This is a genomic window from Clostridium mobile, assembly GCF_018918285.1.
Classification (GTDB): Bacteria; Bacillota; Clostridia; order Clostridiales; family Clostridiaceae; genus Clostridium_AW; species Clostridium_AW mobile.
In genome coordinates this window covers 955,505-982,179 of sequence record NZ_JAHLQF010000001.1, presented here as the reverse complement: position 1 = coordinate 982,179, position 26,675 = coordinate 955,505, and the positions used below count along the sequence as shown (strand labels likewise).

27 protein-coding genes are annotated in these 26,675 nt (G+C 30.5%); 21 read left to right on the top strand and 6 right to left on the bottom strand.

Translation table 11 applies throughout. The annotated features are described in order from the left end of the window. The first annotated feature begins 461 nt into the window (after nt 1–461). The 14 genes from KQI86_RS04800 to KQI86_RS04740 all read left to right on the top strand — a co-directional run bounded on the left by KQI86_RS04800 (nt 462) and on the right by KQI86_RS04740 (nt 13,546). Complete coding sequence (locus tag KQI86_RS04800) at nt 462–1,460, top strand: RnfABCDGE type electron transport complex subunit G (protein ID WP_216437998.1); 999 nt, start codon at nt 462–464, stop codon at nt 1,458–1,460. Nucleotides 1,461–1,694: 234 nt separating this feature from the next. Beyond that, nucleotides 1,695–2,345: an HDIG domain-containing metalloprotein gene (locus KQI86_RS04795; protein WP_216437997.1), complete on the top strand. Its 651-nt coding sequence runs from the start codon at nt 1,695–1,697 to the stop codon at nt 2,343–2,345. A gap of 13 nt (nt 2,346–2,358) precedes the next feature. Then, nucleotides 2,359–2,493 carry a hypothetical protein gene (locus KQI86_RS20335; RefSeq protein ID WP_281417201.1) on the top strand — a complete coding sequence of 45 codons (135 nt, stop codon included), beginning with the start codon at nt 2,359–2,361 and terminating at the stop codon, nt 2,491–2,493. A gap of 208 nt (nt 2,494–2,701) precedes the next feature. Beyond that, complete coding sequence (locus KQI86_RS04790) at nt 2,702–4,009, top strand: hypothetical protein (RefSeq protein WP_216437996.1); 1,308 nt, start codon at nt 2,702–2,704, stop codon at nt 4,007–4,009. Between the two features lie 260 nt (nt 4,010–4,269). Next, nucleotides 4,270–5,109 (top strand): DUF3100 domain-containing protein, encoded by an 840-nt coding sequence (locus tag KQI86_RS04785; protein ID WP_216437995.1) that lies wholly within the window; start codon nt 4,270–4,272, stop codon nt 5,107–5,109. Continuing rightward, on the top strand, nt 5,102–5,569 hold the full coding sequence (locus KQI86_RS04780) for a hypothetical protein (protein ID WP_216437994.1): 468 nt from the start codon (nt 5,102–5,104) through the stop codon (nt 5,567–5,569). The genes KQI86_RS04785 and KQI86_RS04780 overlap by 8 nt, the downstream gene beginning before the upstream one ends. 20 nt (nt 5,570–5,589) lie before the next feature. Continuing rightward, the gene (locus KQI86_RS04775; protein WP_216437993.1) at nt 5,590–6,924 is read left to right on the top strand and encodes an amidohydrolase; all 1,335 of its coding nucleotides are present in this window, start codon (nt 5,590–5,592) and stop codon (nt 6,922–6,924) included. A gap of 51 nt (nt 6,925–6,975) precedes the next feature. Further along, nucleotides 6,976–8,172, top strand: a complete 1,197-nt coding sequence (locus tag KQI86_RS04770; RefSeq protein WP_216437992.1) for an L-serine ammonia-lyase, iron-sulfur-dependent, subunit alpha — start codon at nt 6,976–6,978, stop codon at nt 8,170–8,172. Between the two features lie 275 nt (nt 8,173–8,447). After that, nucleotides 8,448–9,005 carry a sugar O-acetyltransferase gene (locus tag KQI86_RS04765; RefSeq protein ID WP_216437991.1) on the top strand — a complete coding sequence of 186 codons (558 nt, stop codon included), beginning with the start codon at nt 8,448–8,450 and terminating at the stop codon, nt 9,003–9,005. 619 nt (nt 9,006–9,624) lie between these two features. After that, a complete protein-coding gene (locus tag KQI86_RS04760; RefSeq protein ID WP_216437990.1) occupies nt 9,625–9,843 on the top strand; it encodes a helix-turn-helix domain-containing protein in 219 nt (72 codons plus the stop codon). A 167-nt stretch (nt 9,844–10,010) separates the two neighbouring features. After that, nucleotides 10,011–10,901: an acyl-CoA dehydratase activase-related protein gene (locus KQI86_RS04755; protein ID WP_216437989.1), complete on the top strand. Its 891-nt coding sequence runs from the start codon at nt 10,011–10,013 to the stop codon at nt 10,899–10,901. Nucleotide 10,902: 1 nt separating this feature from the next. Then, nucleotides 10,903–11,994, top strand: a complete 1,092-nt coding sequence (locus KQI86_RS04750; protein ID WP_216437988.1) for a 2-hydroxyglutaryl-CoA dehydratase — start codon at nt 10,903–10,905, stop codon at nt 11,992–11,994. Then, complete coding sequence (locus KQI86_RS04745; RefSeq protein WP_216437987.1) at nt 11,982–12,932, top strand: acyl-CoA dehydratase activase; 951 nt, start codon at nt 11,982–11,984, stop codon at nt 12,930–12,932. The genes KQI86_RS04750 and KQI86_RS04745 overlap by 13 nt, the downstream gene beginning before the upstream one ends. A 95-nt stretch (nt 12,933–13,027) precedes the next feature. Further along, entirely contained in the window at nt 13,028–13,546 is a 519-nt protein-coding gene (locus KQI86_RS04740) for a peptidylprolyl isomerase (RefSeq protein ID WP_216437986.1), read from the top strand. A gap of 425 nt (nt 13,547–13,971) precedes the next feature. Here the strand turns inward: KQI86_RS04740 and KQI86_RS04735 are convergent, their stop codons facing one another. Next, nucleotides 13,972–15,909 carry an NAD(+) synthase gene (locus KQI86_RS04735; RefSeq protein WP_216437985.1) on the bottom strand — a complete coding sequence of 646 codons (1,938 nt, stop codon included), beginning with the start codon at nt 15,907–15,909 and terminating at the stop codon, nt 13,972–13,974. A gap of 204 nt (nt 15,910–16,113) precedes the next feature. Here KQI86_RS04735 and KQI86_RS04730 point away from each other — a divergent pair, with 204 nt between their 5' ends. The 7 genes from KQI86_RS04730 (at nt 16,114) to nagZ (ending at nt 21,679) form a co-directional block, all read left to right on the top strand. Then, nucleotides 16,114–16,551 (top strand): NfeD family protein, encoded by a 438-nt coding sequence (locus KQI86_RS04730; protein ID WP_246582650.1) that lies wholly within the window; start codon nt 16,114–16,116, stop codon nt 16,549–16,551. A gap of 13 nt (nt 16,552–16,564) precedes the next feature. After that, a complete protein-coding gene (locus KQI86_RS04725) occupies nt 16,565–17,512 on the top strand; it encodes an SPFH domain-containing protein (protein WP_216437984.1) in 948 nt (315 codons plus the stop codon). Nucleotides 17,513–17,666: 154 nt separating this feature from the next. Further along, nucleotides 17,667–18,362, top strand: coding sequence for an MgtC/SapB family protein (locus tag KQI86_RS04720; protein ID WP_216437983.1), 696 nt, complete (start codon nt 17,667–17,669; stop codon nt 18,360–18,362). A gap of 13 nt (nt 18,363–18,375) precedes the next feature. Next, entirely contained in the window at nt 18,376–19,155 is a 780-nt protein-coding gene (locus KQI86_RS04715; RefSeq protein WP_216437982.1) for an EFR1 family ferrodoxin, read from the top strand. Between the two features lie 54 nt (nt 19,156–19,209). After that, a complete protein-coding gene (locus KQI86_RS04710) occupies nt 19,210–19,740 on the top strand; it encodes a hypothetical protein (RefSeq protein ID WP_246582649.1) in 531 nt (176 codons plus the stop codon). Between the two features lie 30 nt (nt 19,741–19,770). Then, the gene (locus KQI86_RS04705) at nt 19,771–20,463 is read left to right on the top strand and encodes a DUF1361 domain-containing protein (RefSeq protein WP_216437981.1); all 693 of its coding nucleotides are present in this window, start codon (nt 19,771–19,773) and stop codon (nt 20,461–20,463) included. Beyond that, nucleotides 20,456–21,679 (top strand): beta-N-acetylhexosaminidase, encoded by a 1,224-nt coding sequence (gene nagZ / locus KQI86_RS04700; protein ID WP_246582648.1) that lies wholly within the window; start codon nt 20,456–20,458, stop codon nt 21,677–21,679. The genes KQI86_RS04705 and nagZ overlap by 8 nt, the downstream gene beginning before the upstream one ends. 53 nt (nt 21,680–21,732) lie before the next feature. On the opposite strand, the gene KQI86_RS04695 is transcribed toward nagZ, so the two are convergent. The 5 genes from KQI86_RS04695 to KQI86_RS04675 all read right to left on the bottom strand — a co-directional run bounded on the left by KQI86_RS04695 (nt 21,733) and on the right by KQI86_RS04675 (nt 26,591). After that, nucleotides 21,733–22,590 (bottom strand): DegV family protein, encoded by an 858-nt coding sequence (locus KQI86_RS04695; RefSeq protein WP_216437980.1) that lies wholly within the window; start codon nt 22,588–22,590, stop codon nt 21,733–21,735. 506 nt (nt 22,591–23,096) lie between these two features. Continuing rightward, entirely contained in the window at nt 23,097–23,891 is a 795-nt protein-coding gene (locus tag KQI86_RS04690) for an ABC transporter ATP-binding protein (RefSeq protein ID WP_216437979.1), read from the bottom strand. Next, a complete protein-coding gene (locus tag KQI86_RS04685; RefSeq protein ID WP_216437978.1) occupies nt 23,875–24,759 on the bottom strand; it encodes an ABC transporter permease in 885 nt (294 codons plus the stop codon). Before KQI86_RS04685 ends, KQI86_RS04690 begins: the two co-directional genes overlap by 17 nt. Continuing rightward, complete coding sequence (locus KQI86_RS04680) at nt 24,760–25,761, bottom strand: ABC transporter substrate-binding protein (RefSeq protein ID WP_216437977.1); 1,002 nt, start codon at nt 25,759–25,761, stop codon at nt 24,760–24,762. A gap of 416 nt (nt 25,762–26,177) precedes the next feature. Beyond that, the gene (locus KQI86_RS04675; RefSeq protein ID WP_246582647.1) at nt 26,178–26,591 is read right to left on the bottom strand and encodes a hypothetical protein; all 414 of its coding nucleotides are present in this window, start codon (nt 26,589–26,591) and stop codon (nt 26,178–26,180) included. Nucleotides 26,592–26,675 lie beyond the last annotated feature (84 nt).

The window sequence follows — 26,675 nt, the reverse complement described above, 5'->3', positions numbered from 1 at the left end:
ATAAAGAAAATAATTTAACAACAATAATTAATATAGGTTAAAAATAAAACATAAAAATAAAGTTTGAATATTTTAAAAAAAGAATAATAAAAATCGTTATTTTCATAAAATAAATCATATTCATACATTAAAGTAATAGTAAAACCTCCTAAATACAGATTTCATTAAAATAAAAATAAAATTTAACTTTGCAAAAAGTAATAAAATAATTCGTAAATTAGGAGTTTTCTCGCAGAATGAGAAGTTTGGCGAATCAAATATTGAATAATTCTGTTCCTTTGTAAGAATATTATACTAAATTCATAAATATTATATTGACACTAAAATGATATTATATTAACATAATTAATGAAACTAGATTTTTTTAGTTTAGAATAGTATATTGATAGGCTTGTAAAAGTTAAAGCCCCTTTATTCTAAAATTATAACTTATATTATTTAAGTCGGGAGGTAATGGACAAGTGAAAAAGTTTAGAGGAACTATTGTGTTGTTATTAATAGCATCTGTTTGCGGTCTTATTTTAGGTATTAGTCATGGTGCAACTAAAGACATCATTGCAGAAAGAGAAAAATTAGAAAGTTTACAGTTAGAAGTTATCTTACCAAAGAGTAAAGCTAACGATGTAAAAGAAATGGACATTAATCTTGAAACTATAGAAAACGTTGAAGGTGCCTATGAGGTTCTAGAAAATGGCGAAGTTATTGGACATGCAATTATTGTAACTCCTAAGGGATATGGTGGACCTATAAAAATGACAGTTGGTGTTGATAAAGATGGTAACATCGGTGGTATAAAAGTAGCATCCCACGCAGAAACACCAGGTATAGGTAGTGTAATTGAAGATGAAAAAGTATTATCTCAATATAGAGATAAATCAACAAAAGAAACTTTAAAATTAGTAAAAGGTTCAGCATCAGCTGAAAATGAAATTGCAGCTATTACTGGAGCTACTATAAGTTCTGGTGGTATGATTGCAGGTGCTAATACAGCGATTAATTTCTATAAAGAACATATTTTAGGTGAAGAAGTTGTAGACGAAAAAAATAAAGAAGTAACAGTTAAAGATGTAATGGCTGATGGAGATGAAATGAAACCACATGAAGTAGCATTAAATGATAATATTGCTGGAGTTAATGCAGTTTATAAAGGAAGTGAAGTAATAGGATACGCTATTACTGCTATATCCGAAGGCTACGGTGGAGAATTAAAAACTCTAGTTGGTATATCACTAGATGGAAAAATAACAGGAATTAGAGTTATTGAACAACAAGAAACTCCAGGTCTTGGAGATGGAATATTGGAAAAAGACTTTACTGATAAATTTGTAGATAAATCAGCAAGTGAACCATTAAGCATCGAAAATTTGGAAGGTATAAGTGGTGCAACTGTAAGTTCTGAGGGTGTTATATATGGTGTTAACCATGCTACTAAATTCTTCAATGAAAATTTAAAAAAATAATGTAAAAGGAGGTTGAAAAAACCTCCTTTTTTATATGTATTTAAAATAATTTTAGGGAAAAATATATTTGAACAAAGGAACAATATAATATAATATTAAAGGAGGAATAAAGATGGCTAAGAAAGGTATGAAAAGATCTGCACCTGAGGAAGCACCAACATATCAAACTAAGAAAAGAAATAAGAATCAACAGCCTGTTCCTGAAACCAAAAAATAGTAAGGGAAGATAATATTATGGATAAAAATAAAATATTTGAAGAATTTAATATTCATCTTTTAAATGATTCTAAACCATCCATGTATTTTAATGATATATCAGAAAAGGAAGAATATAAGGAAATATATCCTCTAAATTTTTTATGGGATTTAAAAGAAACAGATCAAAATCTCACGCATCATCCTGAAGGAACTGTTTGGAATCATACAATGTTGGTATTAGATCAGGCTGCTAAATTTAGACATTTAAGCGAAGAGCCTAGAGTTTTTATGTGGGCAGCGTTGTTACATGATATTGGTAAGGCACCTACAACTAAAGTAAGAAAAGGTAAAATAACTTCTTACAACCATGATAAAGTAGGGCAGAATATGGCAGTTATTTTTCTAAAGGAATTAATGTTAATAGAAGATAGTGATTTTATATATAAAGTAGCAGATTTAGTAAGGTGGCATATGCAACCGCTTTTTATAGTGAAAAACATGCCATTTGCGGAAATAGATAGAATGTTAGAAGAGGTTTCAGCTGATGAAATAGCTCTTTTAGCTATTTGTGATAGAGTTGGTAGAGGAAAAATGACGGATGAAAAAGCTAAAGAAGAAATAGATAGTATTGAAAGATTTTTGTTAAGAGCAAAGGAAAGAGCTAAAAAGTTGGAATATAGTCATTAAAAGGAGTGATTCTATGGCAACTAAGGGTGAGAAAAAAAGAAAAAATGATAATAGAACTAAAGATCCAAAGTCAAAGTCAGCAAATCCAATAACCATGGAAGTAGATCCTAATATGAATAAACCTGTTAGAGGGTTACCTGAGGTGTAATATATAATAAATTAGAAGGGCTGTCTCAAAATAGAAAGTAATTTCTAAATAAAGATAGCCCTTCTTTTATTATTAATAAAAATTCCTTAATTTACAATTACATTTAGATCGCATTAAATTATGAAGAATCTAGCTCTCATGCTTCATAATAAAGATATAGACTATTATATATAAAAAGGCTATAATTATGTTAAAAAATATAATATAAATGAGAGAAAGGATAGAAAATTTGAATATTGGAATAATAGGACCCTTAGATTCTTGTAAAAAGATATCTGAGGTTATTAAAAAATATTTTCCTAAATTAACAGCTAAAATATATGCAGTTAGTAAAATAGAGGAAGCATATTTAGAAATTGAAAAATCTCAAAAAGAATGTGAAGGATTGGTTTTTACAGGTGTAGGAGTATACTCTAAAGTAATAGAAAAGGTCGACCCTTCTGTGCCATACGTTTATACTCCTTTTTTAACGTCTAGTATTATGAAGTCACTTTGGGAGTTAAAAGAAAAATTTCCATATTGTAAAAATATTTCAATAGATATTGTAAAAAAATCAGAAGTAAAAGATATTCTTGAAGAACTAAATTTAAATGATATAAATGTGCAAGCTATGGATTATAACCATCTATATACCGAGCAAGATTACGTTGACTTTCATGTAACAATGCATGAAAAAGAAGAGGTAAGCGTATCTATTATAGGTTTAGGATGGGTATATGAAGAAGTAAAAAAGAAAGGATATCCTGCAATAAGGCTTTATTCAACTAAAAGTGCAATAAAAAGTACAATCAATGATTTGTTGTACAAAATAAAAGAAGCAGAAGCTAAGGAAGCAACTATGGTAGTACAGCTTCTAAGTGTAAAAAATCAAGAAAATATTTCACAATATAAAGCTTTAGAAATAAGAACACTTATAGAAAGTAACTTAGTAGGATATTTAAAAGAAATCCAGGGAAGTATTTTTAATTTAAAATCTGATCAATACATAATATTTTCTACTAGAGGAGCTATTGAGAACACTGAAAATTTAGTGAAATTAAAAAACACATTGGATTATTTAGAAAAGAATAATATTAAAATCTTTGTTGGTACAGGGTTAGGAAGAACAGCATATGAAAGTGAAATTAATGCAAGAAAGGCATTACAGATAGCTGCTAAAGAAGAAAAAAGCTGTATTTTTAAAGTTGATGGAAATAAAATAGAAGGTCCTTTGTTAGAAGAAGAAGAACTTACCTATAATTTAACAATGGATAACTCAGAAGTAGAAGAAATGGCAGAATTAATAAATTTAAACCCATTGTATATCAGGAAGATTAATGCCATAAAAGAAAAGTATTCGAAAGATACATTTACAAGTGAAGAGTTGGCACAATATTTAAATATAAGTATAAGAAGTGCAAATAGAATAATAAAAAAAATACTAGACAACAATTGTGGAGAAGTAGTAGGATTAGAATCTAATAATTCTTTAGGAAGGCCTAAAAAAATAATTAAAATAAATTTCGATAAAAATTAAATATATTTTTAAACAAGATTCAGTTTATCTGAATCTTGTTTTTTTGATAAAAATCTACATTTTTCTATTGACTTATTGTAACTGTTTACATATAATTATACGTAAAGTATTAAAGACAACTAAAGGACAAGACTAAAATGCAATTATATAATCTAGTACAGGGAATCGATAAAAATTAAAGAAAATGTTGAGAGGAGGCAAAGGTTTAGGTTGAACTAATACATATGTAAATTCTAAATAATATGTAAGGAGATACAGGGATGAAAGAAAAAATTAATAAGAATTACAAGAAAATATTTCTAGTAGTAATGATAATATCTTTAGTTACAGAATGGATTGGATCAAGAAATATTGAAATAGGAGTAGTTAAAATAGCACTTTTCCCAATGTTATATGCCGTAATAATAGGAATTTTAATAACGCCAGATTTATTAGGTAAAAAAATAAAATCATTACAAAAAGTTATTGGCGAAAAAGAGATGGGTATAGCTGGAGAGCTAGTAGGAATATCTCTTATTTTGTTAGGAGTAAGATATGGAACTTTAGTTGGACCTAATTTAGATAAAATTATAAGTGTTGGATGGGCATTTTTAGCACAGGAATTTGGACATATAGTTGCTCCTCTATTAGCTTTACCAATGGCAATATTTGCAGGAATGAATAGAGAGGCTATAGGAGCTGCTACCAGTATAGGTAGAGAACCTTCTTTAGGGGTTATATCAGAAAAGTACGGAATAGACTCACCAGAAGGTAATGGTGTACTTGGAACTTACTTAGTAGGAACTGTTTTAGGAACTATATTTTTCGGAATTTTAGGTTCTGTCTGTATATATAGTGGACTACATCCTTATGCATTGGCAATGGCATGTGGAGTAGGAAGTGGAAGTATGACCACTGCAGCTGCATCATCCTTAGCAGTAGCGGTTCCGGAAATGGGAGATACAATTCTAGCTTATGCAGCTACTAGTAATATGCTTTCAGGAATTACAGGGGTTAACTTTTTAATATTTGTAACATTACCTTTCTCAAATTGGTTTTATGATAAATTAATAAGAATTCGTGATAAGAAAAAAGTAGCAAAGGAGAAAATAAATGGGTAACTTTGATATCAAAAAAACAGGCTATCAATTTATTACAATGCTTTTAGTTGGATTAATAATTCTAGTAGGACAACAATTAGGATTAGGTATACCTTTTAATAAGGCGTACTTAGGGATGATCATGCTTATTTTAGTGGCACAGACTTCTTTTATTGTAAATGATTTATTTCCTAAATCTATATTTCCAGCCTTTGGATGGGCTACTATATTAGGATTACTTTTTAGTATGCCATATAATCCATTATCAAAAGTATTTTTATCAAATGTAGAAAATATAAACTTTATGGCTATTACAACACCTTTATTGGCTTTCGCGGGAATTTCAGTAGGAAATAAGATAGATGACTTAAAGAAAATGTCATGGAAAATAATTTTAATAGCTATGTTTATATTTACAGCTATATTCTTTGCATGTGCCTCAATTGCACATATAGTTCTAAAATTACAAGGTAAAATTTGAGTATCTTAAAGGAGGATATTATGAATATAAATGAATTAAAACAAAAGGTAATCAAAGCAATAGACGACAATAAGGAAGTTATATTAAAAGCGGGTAAAGAAATTTATGCTAATCCTGAAATGGGATTTAAAGAATTTAAAACTACAGAAACAGCAGCCAATTTTTTAAAAAATCTTGGATTAGAAGTTGAAGAAAACATTGCAGTTACTGGATGTAAGACAAGCATAAAAGGTGGAAAACCAGGTCCTAATGTTGCTATACTAGGAGAACTTGACGCTATTTCATGTGCAAATCACTGTGATTCAGTTGAAGGAGGGGCAGTTCATGCCTGTGGACACAACATTCAAATAGCAGGAATGTTAGGAGCAGCTTTAGGTCTTGTAAAAAGCGGAGTTTTACCAAATCTTGCTGGGAATGTAACTGTTATGGCCACACCAGCAGAAGAATTTGTAGAATTAGAGTATAGAGCTAAATTAAAAGAAGAAGGACAGCTAACATATTTTGGAGGAAAACAAGAGCTTATTAAAAAAGGTTATTTTGACGATATAGATATGGCTATGATGTTCCACTCTCTAGATATGGGAGATAAAGATGCATTAGTAGGACCAGTAAGTAATGGTTTCGTAGGGAAAAAGGTTCAGTTTATAGGAAAGGAATCTCATGCAGGATCAGCTCCTGAAAATGGAATTAATGCACTTAATGCAGCGATGCTTGCTATAAACAATATACATGCACAAAGAGAAACTTTTAAAGACTCTGATAGAGTGAGAGTTCATCCTATAATTACAAAAGGTGGAGATATCGTAAACTCAGTTCCAGCTGATGTTCAAATGGAATCCTATGCAAGAGCAAGAACAATAAATGGAATGTTAGATTCTAATGCTAAAGTAGATAGAGCTTTAAAAGCTGGAGCAATGGCAGTTGGAGCAGATGTAAAAATAACAAGTATTCCTGGATATCTTCCTATACTAAGAACAGTGGAATTAGATAATCTATTTAAAGAAAACTTAATGTTTATGGGTATGCCAGAAGAGAAGATAATAGAAGGAGGAGACTTTACAGGATCCTTTGACTTTGGAGATGTATCTCATATAATGCCAACTATGCATCCAATGATAGGAGGAATAAAAGGAGATCTTCATACTCGTGAATATGAAATCGTTGATGAAAATCTAGCTTATATAGTACCAGCTAAAGCAATGGCTTTAACAGTTGTAGATTTACTTTTTGATAATGCATCAACAGGAAAAAACATATTAAATAATTTTGAAGCAAAAATGACTAAAAAAGAGTATATGGATTTTATGGAAAGTTTAGATAAAGTAGAATTATTCGAAGGAGATAAATTAATATAAAATCTACGAATAGATTCATAATAAACAACCATAGGACGAGAGGAGATAAAAATGGATTCTTTAAGAGAATTATTTAAAATTGGAAATGGTCCGTCTAGTTCTCATACAATGGGTCCAGAAAGAGCAGCGAAAAAGTTTAAAGCAGAAAATCCCAACGCAGCGAAATTTAAAGTAGAACTTTACGGTTCTTTAGCAGCTACAGGAAAAGGACATCTTACTGATTGGATCATTATAGAGACGCTAAAACCACATGCTACTGAAATTATTTGGAAACCAGAAGTTGTACATGAATATCACACAAATGCAATGAAGTTCTTTGCTTTGGATGGTGAAGAAAATGTAATTTCAGATTGGCTTGTTTTCTCTGTAGGTGGTGGAACCATAATGGAAGAAGGGAAAGCGAGACAAGGCGCTTCTAAAGTTTATTTACTGAAAACCATGGAACAGATAATGGAATGGTGTAAAAAAGGTAGAAAAGAAATGTGGCAATATGTAGATGAATCAGAAGGAGAATCCATATGGCAATATCTTGAAACAATTTGGGAAGCTATGGAGCAGTGTATTCAGACTGGACTTACTAAAACAGGAATGCTTCCAGGAAGCCTAAATTATCCAAGAAAAGCACAATCTTTTTACAGAAAAACTAGAAAAGATGATTCTAAAAATGTTTTTGGTGGAAAAATATTTGCATATACATTAGCGGTATCCGAGGAAAATGCTGCTGGAGGGACAGTGGTAACAGCCCCTACATGTGGAGCGTCAGGAGTAATTCCTGGATTATTGTATGCTTTAAAAGAAGAGTATAATTTACCTAAGGATGAAGTATTAAAAGGACTTGCTGTAGCAGGGCTTATAGGAAATTTAATTAAAGAAAATGCAACTATTTCAGGTGCAGAGGGTGGATGTCAAGCAGAAGTAGGATCTGCATGTGCTATGGCAGCGGGAATGGCAGCATTTTTATTAGGAGGATCCGTGGATCAGATAGAATACGCAGCTGAAATGGCACTTGAACATCACCTGGGATTGACATGTGACCCTGTAGGTGGATATGTACAAGTTCCTTGTATAGAGAGAAATGCAGCAGCAGCTGTTAGAGCTCTTGATGCCGTAAATTATTCGCTTTATACAGATGGAAAACATATGGTTTCATTCGATCAGGTTGTTATTACAATGAAGGAAACAGGTATGGACCTTAAGTGTGAATATAAGGAAACATCCTTAGGAGGGCTAGCTAAATCAAAGTATTAAAGCAATATAAAATCATAATTCTAAAAATAGAGATATAAAACTATGGTTTTGCATGATAAAACTGTTGACAATTTTATTTTGTCGACAGTTTTATTTTTTAGTATCATTATAAATCAACAAGTTATGGGATTGAAAGATTTAAGCATTAAATCTTTGAATAAAATATTTTGGATTTTTAAATTATTTAAAATATAATTACATTTATGCAATAGAAATTTGTATACTTAGTATAAAAGCCTTTAATGAATAAATAATAAAACAAGGGGAGTGATTGTATGAAGGAAAAAGAAAAAATGATTAATGGTGAGCTTTATAACGCCAACGATGAGGAGTTAGTGAAGGATAGAAATAATGCGAGAAGGTTAATGAAAATATATAACAACACTACTCCAGAAGAAGGATATATAAGAAAGGACGTTATAAAAGAATTATTTGGAAAAGTAGGCAATGATTTTTATATTGAGCCTCCATTTGCTTGTGACTATGGATTTAATATTGAATGGGGGGAAAACTCCTATGCCAACTTTGATTGTTTAATATTGGATGGCGCTCCTGTGAAAATAGGAAAAAATGTACTTTTAGCTCCAAATGTAAAAATTTTTACTGCCACTCATCCTATAAGCCCTCAACTAAGAAAAGAAGGAAAAGAATATGCCAAACCTGTAACTATAGGAGACAATGTATGGATTGGCGGTGGAACTATAATTAATCCAGGGGTTACTATTGGAGAAAATACTGTCATTGGCTCTGGAAGTGTAGTGACAAAGGATATTCCAGCTAATGTAGTTGCGGCAGGTAATCCTTGTAGAGTAATAAAAAATATAGAGGAATAAGAGAAGCGTTACATAGAATTTTTTATTTGTTGTAATCATGATTTGGGCATCAGAAACGAGAACTGAGGTACATAGTGACGTCGCGTCACAAAAAAGGCGCTCTTCCCACTATATACCCTAGTTCTTTTATAAGTTACCAATGTGTTTTCAGATATATATTGTGAAGAATTAGTTTTTCATTAATAAGTTTTTACAAAAGTAATTTAGATTCCGAAATAGAGAGCTAAGTACATAGTGAAGCCGCTCCAGATAAAGTGGCTATTTCACTACATACTTAGCTCTTTTGTTTTTTACAAATATATTCTCAAATTTATATTATGGCAAATTGATTCTTCAAATATTTATTTTTATGATTTCATGTTTAAAACTTAAAAATTATTTGCATTTAAGAAGTTATAAAATATCTAAAGTCATAGTAATTATATTATACTAGCAAGAAAAGAAGGAAAGTGATTATGTGTATTATATCACATAAAACTTAAATATAGTTCGGAATGGAAAGGAATATATCGATTAAAACGTAAGTTTATTTACGTAAATTTAAAGGAGTATCTATATTTTTATAAAAATATATGTTATAATAAAAATAAATCAAAAATCAAATAGGGGGGGTCTTTACATGTTAAATGGGAAGAAAATAAGAGAGTATAGATTAAATTTAGGATATACTGCTTCTGATATTGAAAATTTAACTAAAAACCCAAAATATGAAACTTCAATTTCAAAGTCATATTTAGAGGAACTTGAGAGAGGAGATAAGAGTAACCCCAGTTTGCAAAAGGTTATAGTTTTAGCCAATATATTATGTTGTAAGATAGATGATTTGGTTTTATATTAAGTTATAAAAAGCTAAGAACTAAAATAGAAAAATTAAAATAGAATAATAAATGTAGGGATTTTGTTTAACAAAGTCCCTTTTTTATTTTTATGATTTTATTGAATATCCTTATAAAATGTGGACAGAATATTTGAATGGTATATGATTTTTTTTTTATGGAGGTTAGTATGAAAGTAGGAATTCCTAAGGGACTTTTATATTATAAATATTACCCATTCTTTATTAAGTTTTTTGAAGAATTAGATGCAGAAATAATATATTCTTCTGATACTAGTAAGGATATATTAAATGAAGGTGTTAAATATTGTGTAGATGAAGCCTGTCTGCCTATAAAGATATTTCATGGTCATATTGCTTCAATAAAAGATAAGTGTGATATTTTATTGATACCAAGGATTATGCAAATTAGAGAAGCAGAATTTATATGTCCTAAATTTTGTGGTTTACCGGAAATGGTGATAAATAGTATACCAAATATGCCGCAGACAATAACTGCACCTATTTATTTCACATCTATGAAGAAATTATATCAATGGGCCAAAGAAGCTGGAAGGATGATCACAAAAGATAAAAGAAAAATAGAAAAGGCTTTTAATGATGCTGTTGAGGAGCAGAGGAAGTTTAAAGATGGTATAAAAGATGAAAACTTTAAGCTTAATATTGCTTTAGCAGGGCATCCATATAATATATATGATGATTTTACAAATATGAGTTTGGTTAAAAAGCTCAATGAATTAGGTATTGGAGTTATTACTGAGGAGTATGTAGAGGATGAATACATAGATACTGAAGTAAAAAGCCTTTATAAAAAACCATTTTGGACTTTTGCAAGAAACACTTATGGTTTTTTATCACATATAGCAAAGAATAAGAAAGTTGATGGAATAATATATATATCATCTTTTGCCTGTGGAATAGATTCTGTAGTAATTGAACTTGTAAAGGATAGAATTGAAGATTTTCCTTTTATGGTTCTTAAGATAGATGAACACACAGGGGAAGCTGGTATTGATACTAGAATAGAAGCGTTTGTTGATATGCTAGAAAGGAGCTGTTAATTTGAAAATAACAAGTCCTCACATGGGGAATGTATACTTAGCTGCCAAGGCATTATTTGATGGACTTGGGATAGACTATGTTATACCTAATTTCAATAGTAAGTCATCCCTTGAAATTGGTTCATTATATTCTCCAGATGAAATGTGCTTACCATTTAAATTAATGATAGGCAATTACATACAAGCGATTGAACAGGGAGCAGATACAGTAATATTAACAGGTAGCTGTGGACCATGTAGGTTTGGAGAGTATTGTGAATTGCAAATGAACACATTAAAAAGACTAGGGCATGATGTAGAATTTATAGTTATAGATGCTCCAAAAGATATAGGAGTACAAGAGCTTTTAAATAGAATAAATAGAATAGCAGATAATAGTAAAAAAAGTAGAAGAGAGAAGCTTAAAGCTACAACTCAGGCTCTAAAGGTTATAAATTTAATTGATGGAATAGAGGCAAGGGCACATTATCTTGCAGGGTATGAAAAAATAAAAGGCCAATGTAAAAAGCTTCTAAATACTTGCAGAGCAGAATCTGAAAAATGTAATAATCCAGAAGACATGATTAATGTTTTGATGAAATATAAAAATAAGATAAACAATGTAGAGATAGATAAAACAAAGGATCCTATTAAAATTGCTATAATAGGGGAAATATATACAGTTATAGAGCCCTTTTCAAATTGTTATATTGAAGATAAATTAATGGATTATGGTGTTTCAACTAAAAGAAAGCTTAGTCCTAGTTGGTGGGTTAAAAATATGGCATTATATCCTACAAAATTAAATCAGTTAGATATAAAAAAAATGGCTAAAGAATACTTGAACGTACAAATTGGCGGTCATGCAAGAGAATGTATAGGAGAGGCAGTATTAGCTCATAAAGAAGGATTCCATGGCGCTATTCAAATATTTCCAATGGGATGCATGCCAGAGATTGTATCAAAAGCAATATTACCACAAATATCAAAGGATAAAGATTTTCCAATCATGACTCTCATAGTTGACGAAATGACAGGAGAAGCAGGTTATATTACAAGAATAGAAGCTTTTGTAGATTTGCTTGAAAGGAGAAAGGATAAATGTATTATTTAGGTGTTGATGTAGGTTCCGTTAGTACAAATTTTGTACTTTTGGACAATAAAATGAATGTTGTAGAGAAACTATATTTAAGAACAAAGGGAAGACCTATAAATGTAATTCAGGAAGGTTTTAGGATTTTAAAAAATAAATATGATGGTGCTAAAATACTTGCAGCTGGAACTACAGGTAGTGGAAGGCAAATAGCTTCAGCTATAATCGGTGCAGATGCAATTAAAAATGAAATAACTGCCCATGCAGTTGCAGCTTTGCAGGCAGATGAAGATGTAAAGACTATAATTGAAATAGGCGGACAAGATTCTAAAATTATAATTCTAAGAAATGGAATAGTTACTGATTTTGCAATGAATACTGTTTGTGCCGCAGGAACAGGTTCTTTCCTTGATAGACAGGCGGAAAGGCTTGAAATTCCAATAGAGGAATTTGGTGATTATGCGTTAAAATCAGATATATCTGTAAGGATTGCAGGGCGTTGCGCCGTTTTTGCAGAGTCAGATATGATACATAAGCAACAGTTGGGATATAATGAATCTGACATAATAAGAGGACTTTGTGAAGCTATGGTTAGAAATTATCTCAATAATGTAGGAAAAGGCAAGGAAATTAAGTCTAAAGTGTTTTTTCAAGGAGGAGTAGCTGCAAATATAGGAATGAAAGCGGCTTTTGAAAATGCATTGGGTTTTGAAGTGGTTGTTCCAGAACATTATAATATAATGGGAGCAGTAGGTGCTGCAATTATTGCGAAATCTGCCGCAGAGAAAGCAGGAGGAAGTAGATTTAGGGGATTAAATCTTGGAGAAAGTGATTTAATCTCATCAAGCTTTGAATGTGAAGGATGTAGTAATAGATGTGAAGTTGTTAGAATAAATGAGAATGATAATATAATTGGATGCTTTGGAGATAGATGTGGTAAATATAACAAAGTTGGTTAGTATTGCTTTAAAAAATTGCTAGAATAAAATACTTTGCATTTTATCTTAAATAATAATATAATTTACTTTGTATTACCAAAAAAGGAGAGATAAATATGAGCAATCCAATATTTACAATAACTATGGAAAACGGAGATATTATGAAAGGAGAATTATATCCAGAAGTAGCTCCTAATACTGTAAATAATTTTATAAGCTTAATTAATAAAGGATTTTATAATGGCATTACTTTTCACAGAGTAATACCAGGGTTTGTTATACAGGGAGGTTGCCCAGAAGGAACAGGAATGGGTGGTCCAGGATACTCCATTAAAGGTGAATTTAAAATTAATAAATTTACAAATGATTTAAAACATACTGTAGGTGTTTTATCTATGGCTAGATCCATGAGTGTCAATTCAGCAGGAAGCCAATTCTTTGTAATGATAGGAGATGCTCCACATTTAGATGGCCAATATGCTGGTTTTGGAAAAATTACAGAAGGATTAGACATAGCTCTCAAAATAGGAGCAGTAGCTACAGACTATATGGATAAACCACTAGAACCACAAAAAATTAAAGAAGTTACTGTAGACACTTTCGGAGTAGAATATCCAGAACCTGAAAAAATGTAGTTAATAAAAATTGGGAACTAGGTACATAGCGGCATGGCTACAAAAAAGCTGTTTTGCCACTGTGTACTTAGTTCCTTTGTGTTTTACAAAGATACTTTCTAAATTAAGTTATATAAGATTAGTTCACAATTATAAATTTTCACAATGATATTTATATATCAGAAATGGAAACTGAGGTACATAGTGACGTCCCTTCGTAAAAAGGCGCTCCTCCCACTATATACCTCAGTTTCTTTATAAGTTACCAATATGTTTTCAGATATATATTGTGAAGGATTAGTTTTTCATTAATAAGTTTTTTTACAAGTATAATTTGGATTCCAAAATAGAGAGCTAAGTATGTAGTGAAGCCGCTCCGAAAAAAGTCGCTATTTCACTACATATTTAGCTCTTTTGTGGTTTACAAATATATTTTTAAAATTATATTATAACAGAAACGAATTGTAGCTTGCATCAGAAGGCATTCTCCAGTCTCCGCGAGGAGATAAGCTTATAGTGCCCACTTTAGGGCCATCAGGCATAGCGGAACGTTTAAATTGTTGAGTGAAGAATCTTTTGATAAATAGCTGTAGCCATTTATATATAGTATCTTTGCTATATATCCCTTCAAACGCTAATCCAGCTAAATACAATATTTTTTCTGATGATGAACCTTTTACAAAGTGGTAAAGGAAAAAGTCGTGTAACTCGTAAGGGCCTACTATATCCTCGGTCTTTTGAGCTATTCTTCCTTCTTTATCCTTTGGAAGAAGTTCAGGGCTTACTGGAGTGTCTAAAATATCTATCAATATATTAGAAATTTCTTCTTCAGATTCATTTGTGCTTACATATTTAACCAAATATCTAACTAAAGTTTTTGGTATAGAAGGATTAACGGAATACATGGACATTTGGTCTCCGTTATATGTACACCAACCCAATGCTAACTCTGACAAATCTCCAGTACCTATAACCAAGGCGTCTTCCTTGTTAGCCACATCCATTAAAATTTGAGTTCTTTCTCTTGCTTGAACATTTTCGTAGGTTACATCGTGAATTGATGGGTCATGGCCTATATCTTTAAAATGTTGAAGACAAGAAGGAACTATATCTACTTCTCTTAGTCCTGTACCTAACTTCTTACAGAGGTTAATGGCGTTATTATATGTCCTATCGGTGGTTCCAAAACCAGGCATTGTTATAGTGATAATATTTTTGCGCTCTATATGTAATAAATCAAAGGTTTTAACGACTACTAAAAGAGCTAGAGTTGAATCTAATCCTCCAGAAATTCCAATCACAGCTTTTTTTAGATTAGTATGCTCTATTCTTTTAGCTAATGCAGAACTTTGAATATTAAATATTTCTTTACATCTTATTTCTTGTTCACGAATATCTTTTGGCACAAAAGGTTGTTTTTCTATGTATCTATGCATTTTAAAGCTTGATTCTTTAAAGCTAAACTCTATTTCTCTTACATTAAATAAAGTATTTTTATTGTTATCCCTAAAACTAATATTTTTTAACCTTTCTCCATTTAGCTTCTCTATATCTATAGAAGATATTATCATGTTTCCTTCTCTTTCGAATCTTTCATTTTCTTTTAGTATAGAACCATTCTCTCCTATTATTAAGTGTCCGCTAAATAGTAAGTCTGTAGAAGATTCATATACACCTGAAGATGCGTAAATATAGCTAGAAACGCAACGACCACTTTGAGATTTAACTAAATCTCTTCTGTAAGAAGATTTACTTACTATTTCATTGGAAGCGGATAGATTACCTATTACATTAGCTCCTTTTAGACTCAAATAGCTACTTGGAGGAATGGTTACCCATAGATCTTCACATATTTCAAATCCAAATTTAATTACACCACTTTTAAATATTAAATCTACTCCAAAAGGAATGTCTTTTTGAAAATCTAGGTCAATTTTTTCGTCATTAATATGCATTCCTTCAGAGAACCATCTTTTTTCATAGAATTCAGAGTAATTAGGTATAAAGCTTTTAGGAACTATACCTAAGATTTTTCCTTCATAAATTATAAAAGCACAATTATATAATGAATCATTAAATATTAATGGAGCGCCTACTGCTACTAATATATCTTTATTTTTTGAAAAGGAGCATATATTTTCTATGCCCATTGTAGATTTAGAGAGAAAACTTCTATTTAAAAATAAATCGCCACAAGTATATGAGGTAACTGAAAGTTCCGGGAAAACTATCAGTTTTACATTTTGATTTGAAGCATCATCTATACATTTTTTTATATTATTTATATTAAGATCTATATCGCAAACATTTACTGTAGGACATGCAGCAGCCACATTTATAAAATCTTTTTCAGGGCTATAATTTTTATTATTGCTTGAATTCATAAATTTTCCCTCCAACTATATTATTAAATATATTTTTTACAAAATTATTATTAAATAAACCTGTTTATATGTCAACTTTTACATATGCTTAAATTTACCTTATAAATATATTTAAGTATGCAAATAATAAGCGAAATATTGTATAATGATAATAACAATAATTATATCTAAAATCAAATTTGTTATTTATTTTGGAAGGAGGGATTGGCTATAGGAACAACAGCATCAATTTTATTATGGGTAGCTATAGGTGTAGGTGGTGTGGCTATAGACTTATTTACTAGCACTCTATTGTTTGTTTGGTTTACAGTAGGTTCACTGGCTTCTCTAATAGCTTTAATTTTGAACTATTCTTTTACTACTCAATTAATTACTTTTGGAGCAGTAAGTGCATTGTTCATGGCAATTGGATATCCTCTAGCAAAGGAAACATTAAATAAGACTGTGGACAAGACACCTACTATGGAAGAAGGGTATATAGGAAGAGAAATTAGTGTGGATAATGATGTTATAGATACAGCGTTGATAAAGATAGATGGGATTTATTGGACGGCTAAAGCTCAAGGTGAAGTGTTGAAAAAGGGTGATAGAGCTAAAATAGTTTCTATAGAAGGAAATAAATTATTAATAAAAAAAATATAGGAGGGTTTAATTTATGTTAGGGAAGATTATTTTAATTTTAATTTTAGTTATACTGTTGTCAGCAGTACTTTCTTCAATTAAAGTTGTAAACACAGGAAATCTTTATATTTTAGAGAGATTTGGTCAATTTTATAGAGTGTTAGAACCAGGTTGGCATTTTACTATTCCTTTCGCAGATTTTGTAAGAAAAAGGGTCTCTACCAAACAACAAATTTTAGATATTGAACCACAAAGTGTTATAACAAAAGATAATGTTAAAATTTCCATAGATAATGTTATATTCTACAAGGTTATGGATGCAAAAGATGCAGTTTATAATATTGAAAACTATAAATCTGGTATAGTTTATTCAACAATAACTAATATGAGGAATATAGTTGGTAATATGTCTTTAGACGAAGTTTTATCAGGAAGAGATAAGATTAACAATGAGTTGTTACAAGTAGTAGATCAGATAACAGATGCTTATGGAATAAAAATTTTATCCGTTGAAATTAAAAATATTATTCCACCAGCAGAAATTCAACAGGCAATGGAAAAACAGATGAGAGCAGAAAGAGATAAGAGAGCTGCAATACTTCAAGCAGAAGGTCAAAAGCAATCTGATATTGCTAGAGCAGAAGGTGAAAAGCAAGCTAAAATACTTCAAGCGGAAGCGGAAAAGGAAGCTAACATTAGACGTGCAGAAGGATTAAGACAATCTCAAGTTCTTGAAGCTGATGGTAAAGCAGAAGCTATAGAAGCAGTGGCAAGAGCTGAAGCTAAGGCAATTGAAATGGTTAATAAGGCTATAATTGATTCTGGTACAGATGAAAAGGTAATAGCATTAAAACAAGTTGAAGCTCTTAGAGAAATGGCTAAAAATCCAGCTAATAAACTTATATTACCAAATGAAGCTGTTTCTTCCCTTGGAAGCATAGCAGCAATTGGAGAAATGTTAACTAAGAATAAAAATCAATAAAAGCTAAGTTGTGTCCTAGGACACAACTTTTTTTCTATAATAATATATAAATTATTACTTTATTGACATAATATAGTTGTAAAGTATAAAAAAATAAATTAATCTATTATTACAAATGAATTGTAATATAAATTAAAAAAGGGGGGAAGCAGTTATGAATGTAAAAGAGATTATAATTAGAGTAATACTGGCTATATTAGTTGGTGGAGTTATAGGATACGAAAGAGAAAGTAAAAATAGACCTGCAGGTTTCAAAACTCATATTTTAGTTTGTTTAGGTGCAGCTGTTATATCAATGATGCAGATATATGACATAGAGTACACAATTAAGTTAATAAATGAAAGATCAGAATTGAGTAATGCTTTAAAAGCAGATGTAGGAAGATTAGGAGCGCAAGTTATAAGTGGTATTGGATTTTTAGGAGCAGGCACAATAATTCATGATAAGGGTTCGGTAAAAGGGCTCACTACAGCAGCAAGCCTTTGGACTGTTGGGTGTATTGGACTAGCAGCAGGAAAAGGGTATTATTCCTTAAGCATAATCTCAGCTCTATCTGTAATTATTATATTGGCATTTTTAACAAAGTTTGAAAATATGTTTAGAGAAAAATGTACTGCTGTACGATTTCAAATAGATTATACTAATAAAGAGAGAGCTATTAATGATATAACACATTATTTTCAACAGAACAACATTAGGATTAAAAATATAGAGTTTTTTTTGGAAGATGAGGATACGGGCTTTGGAAGTAGCTTATATACAGTTCTATTACCTAGGCGTGCTCACAGAGAAGAGATCATTATGGAGCTAAGAAAGAGTGAGGGAATTAATAGCGTAGAAATATTATAAAGGAGAGAGAAATGTGAAAAATAAAATATTTTACTTTTCTGGTTCAGGAAATTCTTTAAAGGTGGCAAAGGACATTTCTTCAAAACTCGGAAATACCGAATTAATATTTATACCTAAAGCATTAAGAGAAGAGATAGACTTGGAGTGTGAAAAAATAGGAATTGTTTTTCCAGTTTATGCTTGGGGTGTACCTAGGATAGTGGTGGATTTTCTTGAAAAAATAAAAACAAATAAATATGTTTTTACTATAATAACTTATGGTGATTCAGGAGGAAGAACTATAAATCAGGTTAGCAATATTTTAAAAAAGAATGGGATTAAGCTTAATGCAGCATTTGGAATAACTATGCCCGATAACTATATACCTATGTTTAATACTATTTCCGAGGAAAAACAAAAGGAAATATTTAAAGCTGAAGAGGAAAAGATTAAGAGAATTTGCAGTATAATCAAAAATAATGAAGACTATAATGAAGAAGAGAAATCCCCATTAATAGGAAGTATACTATCAAAAGCTGTATATCCTATAGCAATTAAACACTTTAAAAAATGTGATAAAAATTTTTGGGTAAATGAAAAATGTTTAAAATGTTCCATATGTCATATGGTATGTCCGAGAAAGAATATAATAATGAAAGAAGGAAAACCAACTTGGAATGGAGATTGTGAGGCTTGTATGGCTTGTATACATTGGTGTCCACCAAAGGCCATTGAATATGGTAAGAAAAGTAAAGATAAAAAGAGATATACAAATCCTTATATTAAATTAGAGGAAATGATAGAGAACTATTAACTATTTCCTTGGTACTCCGTAATATAAGTAAATAGGGTACTAGGAGGTATTTAAATGAAAAGAATAATAATTACGTTTTTAATATTATTTGGGGTGATTTTTGCGGGATGTTCTAAAAAAAATATGGAACATAGTAAAGATCAAATTAAAAGTACTGATGGCATAGAAAAGAAAGAAGGGAATTATTCAAAATATTATTTTATTTATTCTCAGGTATTAGATTCTTATATGACAATAGACCCTGGATTAAATGATGATATTAAATATATAGCTATAGATTTTGATACTTTAGAGGGAGTAGAAGAAGAGAAAAATCTTATAAAAAAATATTTCGAAAAGTATAATTTAGAAGTCATTGACGAATCTTTTGAAAGCTTAAAAGAAAAAGGTATGGTCAAAGAAGGAAATTATATTGAAGGGATATTGTTATCAATTGAAAGTATTGAATTCACTTCAGATAATCGAGCTGTAGTTGAAGGTTCAAAGTTTCGCTCGGGAAAAGGGGCAGTAGGATTTAAGTCAACTATAAAACTTAGTAATGGGCAATGGAAATTAGAAAATACGGATATGACTTGGATAAGCTAATGATTTATAACACTTAATTAGGAGGGAAAAGTGGGGATTAGTTATTTAGCAGTCTTAACAATTGTTTATTTTGGGTGGATTATTTTAAGTGGCAATATACACTTGTTTTATATGATATGGAATGTATTCTTATCGTGGATTCCGCTGATAATTGCGTTGCAAATGAATAAATTAAGCAAAAAAAGTGGTAAAAAAATAAGGAATAATATTATTGTACTTTTACTAGGGTTAGTTTGGCTATTGTTCTACCCTAATTCACCCTATATAACTACAGACTTTATTCATTTGTCGACTAAGAAATTCTATTTTTCAAATCCTAATTATATTCCTTATGGTTTAGAGCCGAGAGTTTTATACAACAAGGATCTTAAAGTTTGGTTAGAATTTATAAACATTGCCATAGGGGTATGGTTAGGATATGTAGTGGGATTCATATCTTTATATATAAATCAAAGGTTAATAAGAAAAAAAGCTAACAATTTTATCAGCTGGATATTTGTATTTGTGGTTAATATGCTTAGTGGATTTGCTATATACTTAGGTAGGTTTATAAGATGGAATAGTTGGGATGTAATAAAACCTAAAAATATAATAGCTATACTTACAAAAGATATTAATTCTCAATCGTTAAAATATACACTTATCTTCGGCGTGTTTTGTCTTGTTCTATATTTAATAAACTACTCTATTATTAAATTAGCAAAGGAGAAAAATTATGATTAAGAAAATTAGCATATTAATATTAATTTTATGTACTATGTTTCTAGGATGTGGTAGACAGGAAGAAAATAAAACAAATGAAATAGAGAACAAGCCTATAACTCCTACTATAGACCCTGTTAAAGAAGAGCTAAATAAGCTTACCCTAGAAGAAAAAATAGGGCAAATGTTTATTATAAAAATAGAAGGACAAGAAATTAATGAGAATACAATGAAACTAATTAGAGATTATAAGGTTGGAGGGGTAATATTATTTCAAAACAATATAAAGGATTCTTCACAGCTATTAAAGTTAACAAACTCTATAAAGGAATATAATAGGGAAAATCCTATACCTTTGTTTATCTCTATAGATGAGGAAGGTGGAAGAGTAACTAGGATGCCTAAAGAAATTAAAAAATTACCTAGTGGCAGTAAAATAGGTAGAACAGGTAGCAAAGATGTAGCTTATAATGTTGGATTAACAGTGGGAGAAGAACTAATGAGTTTTGGTATTAATATGAACTTTGCTCCTGTTATGGATATAAACAGTAATCCTGCAAATAAAGTTATAGGGGATAGATCTTTTGGTGATAATCCTCAAACTGTTAGTGAGCTCGGTATTGAAGTGATGAAAGGCTTTCAAAATGCAGAGGTTATCCCTGTATTGAAACATTTTCCGGGGCATGGTGATACATCTGTAGATTCACATGAGGATTTGCCAATAATAAATAAGAATATAGAAGATCTTGAAAACTTTGAAATGTTACCCTTTAAAAAAGGTATAGAGGCAGGGGCAGATGTGATTATGATTGCACATATTTTACTACCTCAATTAGATAAAGATAATCCTTCCACTTTATCGCCAGTAATAATTAAAGATATATTAAGAGATAAATTTGATTTTGAAGGTGTAGTTATAACAGATGATATATCAATGAAGGCAATATCAAATAAATATGGTGTAGGAGAGAGTGCACTTAAGTCATTAAAAGCTGGTACGGATATAGTATTGACTTGTCACACTCCGGATAAGCAAGAAGAGATGATTAATTTTATAAAAAAATCAGTAGAAGATGGAACTTTAACTGGAGAAGAAATTGATGGAAAAGTATATAGAATATTAAAACTTAAGGATAAATATCATATCGATGATGAAGCAATGGAGACGGTTAATATTAATGCAATAAATGAAAATATAAATGAAGTATTGGAAGATATTAATAAAAACTTGAAGTAGAAATTATTATTTTATATAAATATAGCCGTAGAGTAAATTCTACGGCTTTTCAACTATATAATATCCTGTTTTGTATAATAAACTATTCCAATTGCTCCTGGTCCAACATGCATTCCTATCACTGGTCCTATGTCACATATTTTAGTTTCTAACTTAAATATTTCTTTTATTTTTTTGTTTAATTCAATTGCCTCATTGAAGCAATTGATATGATGAATAACTACTTCTACTAATTCACAGCTATTTGCATCTTTTAACAGTTTATCTAGCATTGTTTCTATAGCTTTCTTTTTTGTTCTAACCTTTGTATAGATTGTTGTTTTTCCTTCTTCAACTGTTAAGATGGGAATTATTTTAAGTAAATTTCCAATTAAGGCACTTGCTCCTCCAATTCTCCCGCCTTTTTTTAAATATTCTAGGTTATCTGGTATAAATAAGAACTTGCTTTTTTTTAGGTTTTTCTCAGCAATTTTTTTAACTTCCTCTAAGCTTTGTCCTTCTTTTGCTGCTTTTGCAGCTAGGATAGCTGCGAACCCAAGCTGCATACAAGTAGAGCGAGAATCTAATATTTCTATTTTGGCATTTTCATATTTTTCTAAAATCATATTTTTTACTGTATGAGCTGCTGAGTATGTTCCACTTAAATCCGAGGATAAAAATATGCAAAGGATACTGTCACCTTTCTCCACTGCATCTTTCATAATATGGTATAATTCTTCAATGGAAGGTTGAGAAGAAGTAGGTATACCTTCCTGTTCCATCTTTTTGTAAAAAATATCATTATCTATGTCACATTCTTTAAAACTTTCATTTTTAAATATAATATTTAAAGATATAGTTTGTATATCTAATTCTTCTTTAATATCTTTATCAATATAGCTTGTGCTATCAGTTAAAATTTTTATCGCCATAACATTCACCTCAATCACTAAATTACTTACTTGTCTCTAAATTATCCGATGACTACCATTCGTAATACTCCCATTTTCTACGGATGCTACGTCCCTGGATAAGTTCTTCTAAGTTTCAGTTGAAGTAAGTATTCCTTTTAAGCAAACTCCATCTGAAGCTAAGAATCACTTGATATAGCTAATATTTAAAGACCAGTTATTTTTGAAAATGCTTTATTATAAGTTTATATTAAAACTTATATTTATTATTAAATTTTCGTCGCTTTGTAATTAAGTATATATATTTATTCGAAGAATTGAAACCCTAAAGAGAAATAGATTAAAACTTTAATCTATAAAATACCTATACATTGCTCTATTTAATTAAGTTTTTCGCCCTATACATGCATTTGTTAATATTTATGATTTCTTACGTTAAAATATTTCTTTATAATTATTTTTTGTTATAAAATTCTATTTAAAAAACTGAGGAGTAGAAGGTACTATCTTCTACTCCTCAGTTTATTTTAACCAAATAAAACTCTATCACTTAATGATTCTTTAGTTTGCAGATTATCAAAATGTGAAAGCAATTTGTTTACTGTTAACTCTTTTTTCTTCTCTTTACATATATCTAAAACTATATTTCCCTGATGCATCATTATCAATCTATTACCCATGCTTATTGCATGATTTAGATTATGAGTTACCATTAAAGTTGCGATTTTGTTTTCTTTTATAATTTCAGCCGTAATCTCATTAATTCGTTCAGAGGTTTTAGGGTCCAATGCTGCTGTATGTTCATCTAAAAGTAATATTTTAGGTTTGCTCATTACAGCCATAAGTAATGAAAGAGCTTGCCTTTGTCCACCGGATAATAAGCCAACCTTGATGTTCATTTTATCTTCAAGTGCTAAATCTAATTTACATAGCATTTCTTGAAAAAGAGTTATATTTTTTTTAGACAATCCACTAGTTAAATTAAATTTATTTCCTTTATTCTGCGCCATAGACATATTTTCTAGAATTGTCATGTTGGGCGCTACTCCTGATGATGGATTTTGAAATACTCTTCCTATAACTTTTGAACGTTTATGTTCAGACATCGTAGATATATCTCTATTCTCCAGAATAATAGTGCCATCATCCAGGGCTATTACTCCTGATATTATATTTAAAAGAGTGGATTTTCCTGCTCCATTACTTCCTATTATGGTTATAAATTCTTCTTTCTCTACATTAAGATTAAAATTATCAAATATAATTTTTTCATTTACTGTATTATTATTAAAAATCTTATATAAATTATTTATCTGTAACAAGAACTCCACCTCCCATCGGAACTTTTTTTCTAGTTTTAAAATTAAATTTTTTATTATTTAATGATAATGCTATGACTACTATAATTACAGTTACAAGCTTTAAATCTGTAGGCTCAAGACCTAATTGTAAGGCAATAGCTATTATAGCTTTATATATTATAGAACCTAATATAGCCATAGTAGTGCCTTTTACTATACTAGCCTTTTTAAAAATAGATTCTCCAATTATAACAGCGGCAAGTCCCATAACTACAATACCAGTCCCCATACCTACATCTGCAAAGCCTTGGTATTGAGCCATTATAGATCCTGATAAAGCCACTAATCCATTAGAGATTATAAGCCCTAGTATTTTAATGGTGTCCTTATTAACTCCTAAAGAAGTCACTAACTGATCATTATCTCCTGTAGCTTTAAGAATAAAACCTAATTTAGTTTTCAAAAATAAATCTAATATAACCTTTGAAGCTAATGCAAAAATAACTATTATAATTATAGGACTGGAAACTGGTGTGAAAATAGTATCAATTCCAAATAGAGGGATATTGGATTTTCCCATTATCCTCAAATTTATTGAATAGAGTGCTATCATCACAAGAATGCCAGACATAAGATTAGTTATCTTAAATTTCACATGAAATAATCCTGTTATGGCTCCACCTATACCACCTGCTATAAAAGCTAGCAGACAAGCTATAAAAGGATCTATACCCTTTATAAGACACATTGCTGTAACAGAGGCACCTAGTGGAAAGGTTCCATCTACTGAAAGATCAGGAAAATCTAAAATTCCATAGGTTATATAAACACCAACAGCCATTATGGAGAAGATTAATCCTTGTTCCAGTATATTTATCAATATACTCATTTAATTAACACCTCCTGTAACCTTTTCAGCCTGATCATTTAATTCAGCAGGAATAGTTATATTTAATTTTTTAGCAGCATCGGTATTAATTATTAGCTGCATTTCATCTAAGGTTACTATAGGAAGATCCTTAGGTTCTTTTCCGTTAATTATATCAACAGCCATAAGTCCTGTCTGAAAACCAAGTTTATAGTAATCAATACCATTAGTTGCTAGCGCCCCAGACATAACATGGGCTTTTTCTGCACCTATTATTGGGATATTGCTTTTAAAACATTGGGTAGAAATTAATGGCATGGATGATGCTACTATATTATCTGTAGGAGTGTATAGCACATCAATTTTTCCAATCAAAGAATTCAATGCTTGAGGTACATCATTTACATTAGTGATTCCTGCAGTTACAATTTCTAAACCAAATTTAGGTGCTACATTTTTAGCATTATTTACTTGGATTTCTGAATTATTTTCACTAGTATTATATAAAATACCTACTTTTTTAGCCTCGGGTAAAATTTTCTTTAGAAGTTCAAATTGTTTATCGATTGAAACATTATCTGAGGTACCTGTGACATTTGTTCCAGGTTCTTTCATAGATTTAACAAGGCCAGCCTCTACTGGATCTGTAACTGCTGTTACCAAAATTGGTATATCTTTTGTTGTATTATAGGCTGCTTGAGCTGCAGGCGTTGCTATAGCCATTATCATATCCATTTTTTGAGATACAAATCTTTGTGCTATAGTTTGTGTTGTAGGAATATCTCCTTGGGCATTTTGAAAATCAATTGTTATATTTTTACCTTCTTCAAATCCTTTTGATTTTAGCCCATCAATAAATCCCTCTCTTGTGGCATCTAGTCCTGGATGCTCAATTAGCTGTGAAATACCGATTTTAATTTCCTTGTTATCATTTGAATGTGTTTTATTCGGACTTGCACATGCTCCTAAAATAGACGCAGTTAATAACACTGCTAAAGTGATTTTTAAACTCTTTACTACCATACTACCATCCTCCAAAATATTTATAGTTTTTATAAAATAAAAAACTCTCCTATAGGAGAGTTATATAACAAAAAAACATAGACTTATTTTAATATCTCCTACAAAACTACCATTTTACCTAATTAAAATCTACTAAATATAATAATATTTAATTTTTAATTGATCTTACAAATACTACATCAAATTTATCAAACTACTACTCTAGTCTGCTACCATACTGCTATAATGTTCTACCATTCTACTACTTAAGTCCCAAAATTGACTTGTCACTATTCTATATTTATTTTCTAAGCTTGTCAATATATTTTTTATATTTAAGAACAGGTAAAAAAGTTCATAGTAGTTTACTTTAATTATTTAGTGTAAATTATTTAATAATATTTAATTAAAAAAAGGAAGGGAAGCCCTTCCTTTTTTTAAAAGCATGTGAATTGATCTATTTGTCTAAGATCCATTCCGAAAAATACCCATCTGGATCCGGTCCATCTAAATCCAGCAACGGATCTAGGTCCTACAAAAGTAAGCCAAGCCCAGAAACCTCTTCCTCTCCTAGGCCATATGAAAACAAATCTAAAAAGACAAGGTCTGATAGCACCAGGATCCACTGCTAGTGCTTGAAATTGTGGCTGGCTTGGAGTAAATGAAGGTGGTGGTCCGCTAGGAGGTCTGCCTGCGCCAGGACCTCCTCCAGGTCCAGATGGTGGACGTCCTGGAGGAGATGGTGGAAAGAATTGGCGATAATATGGGCAATAAGGGTAACAGCTCTCCATAGAACGAAAATCATCTTCGAAATCCATATTTAGATCATAATCAAAGTCATCAATAAACATAAATACTCTCCTTTTAAAAGCTACATTACATATTATGCAACATGGCACAAAAAGGTTATACTATATTTAATTGGGAATTTAATT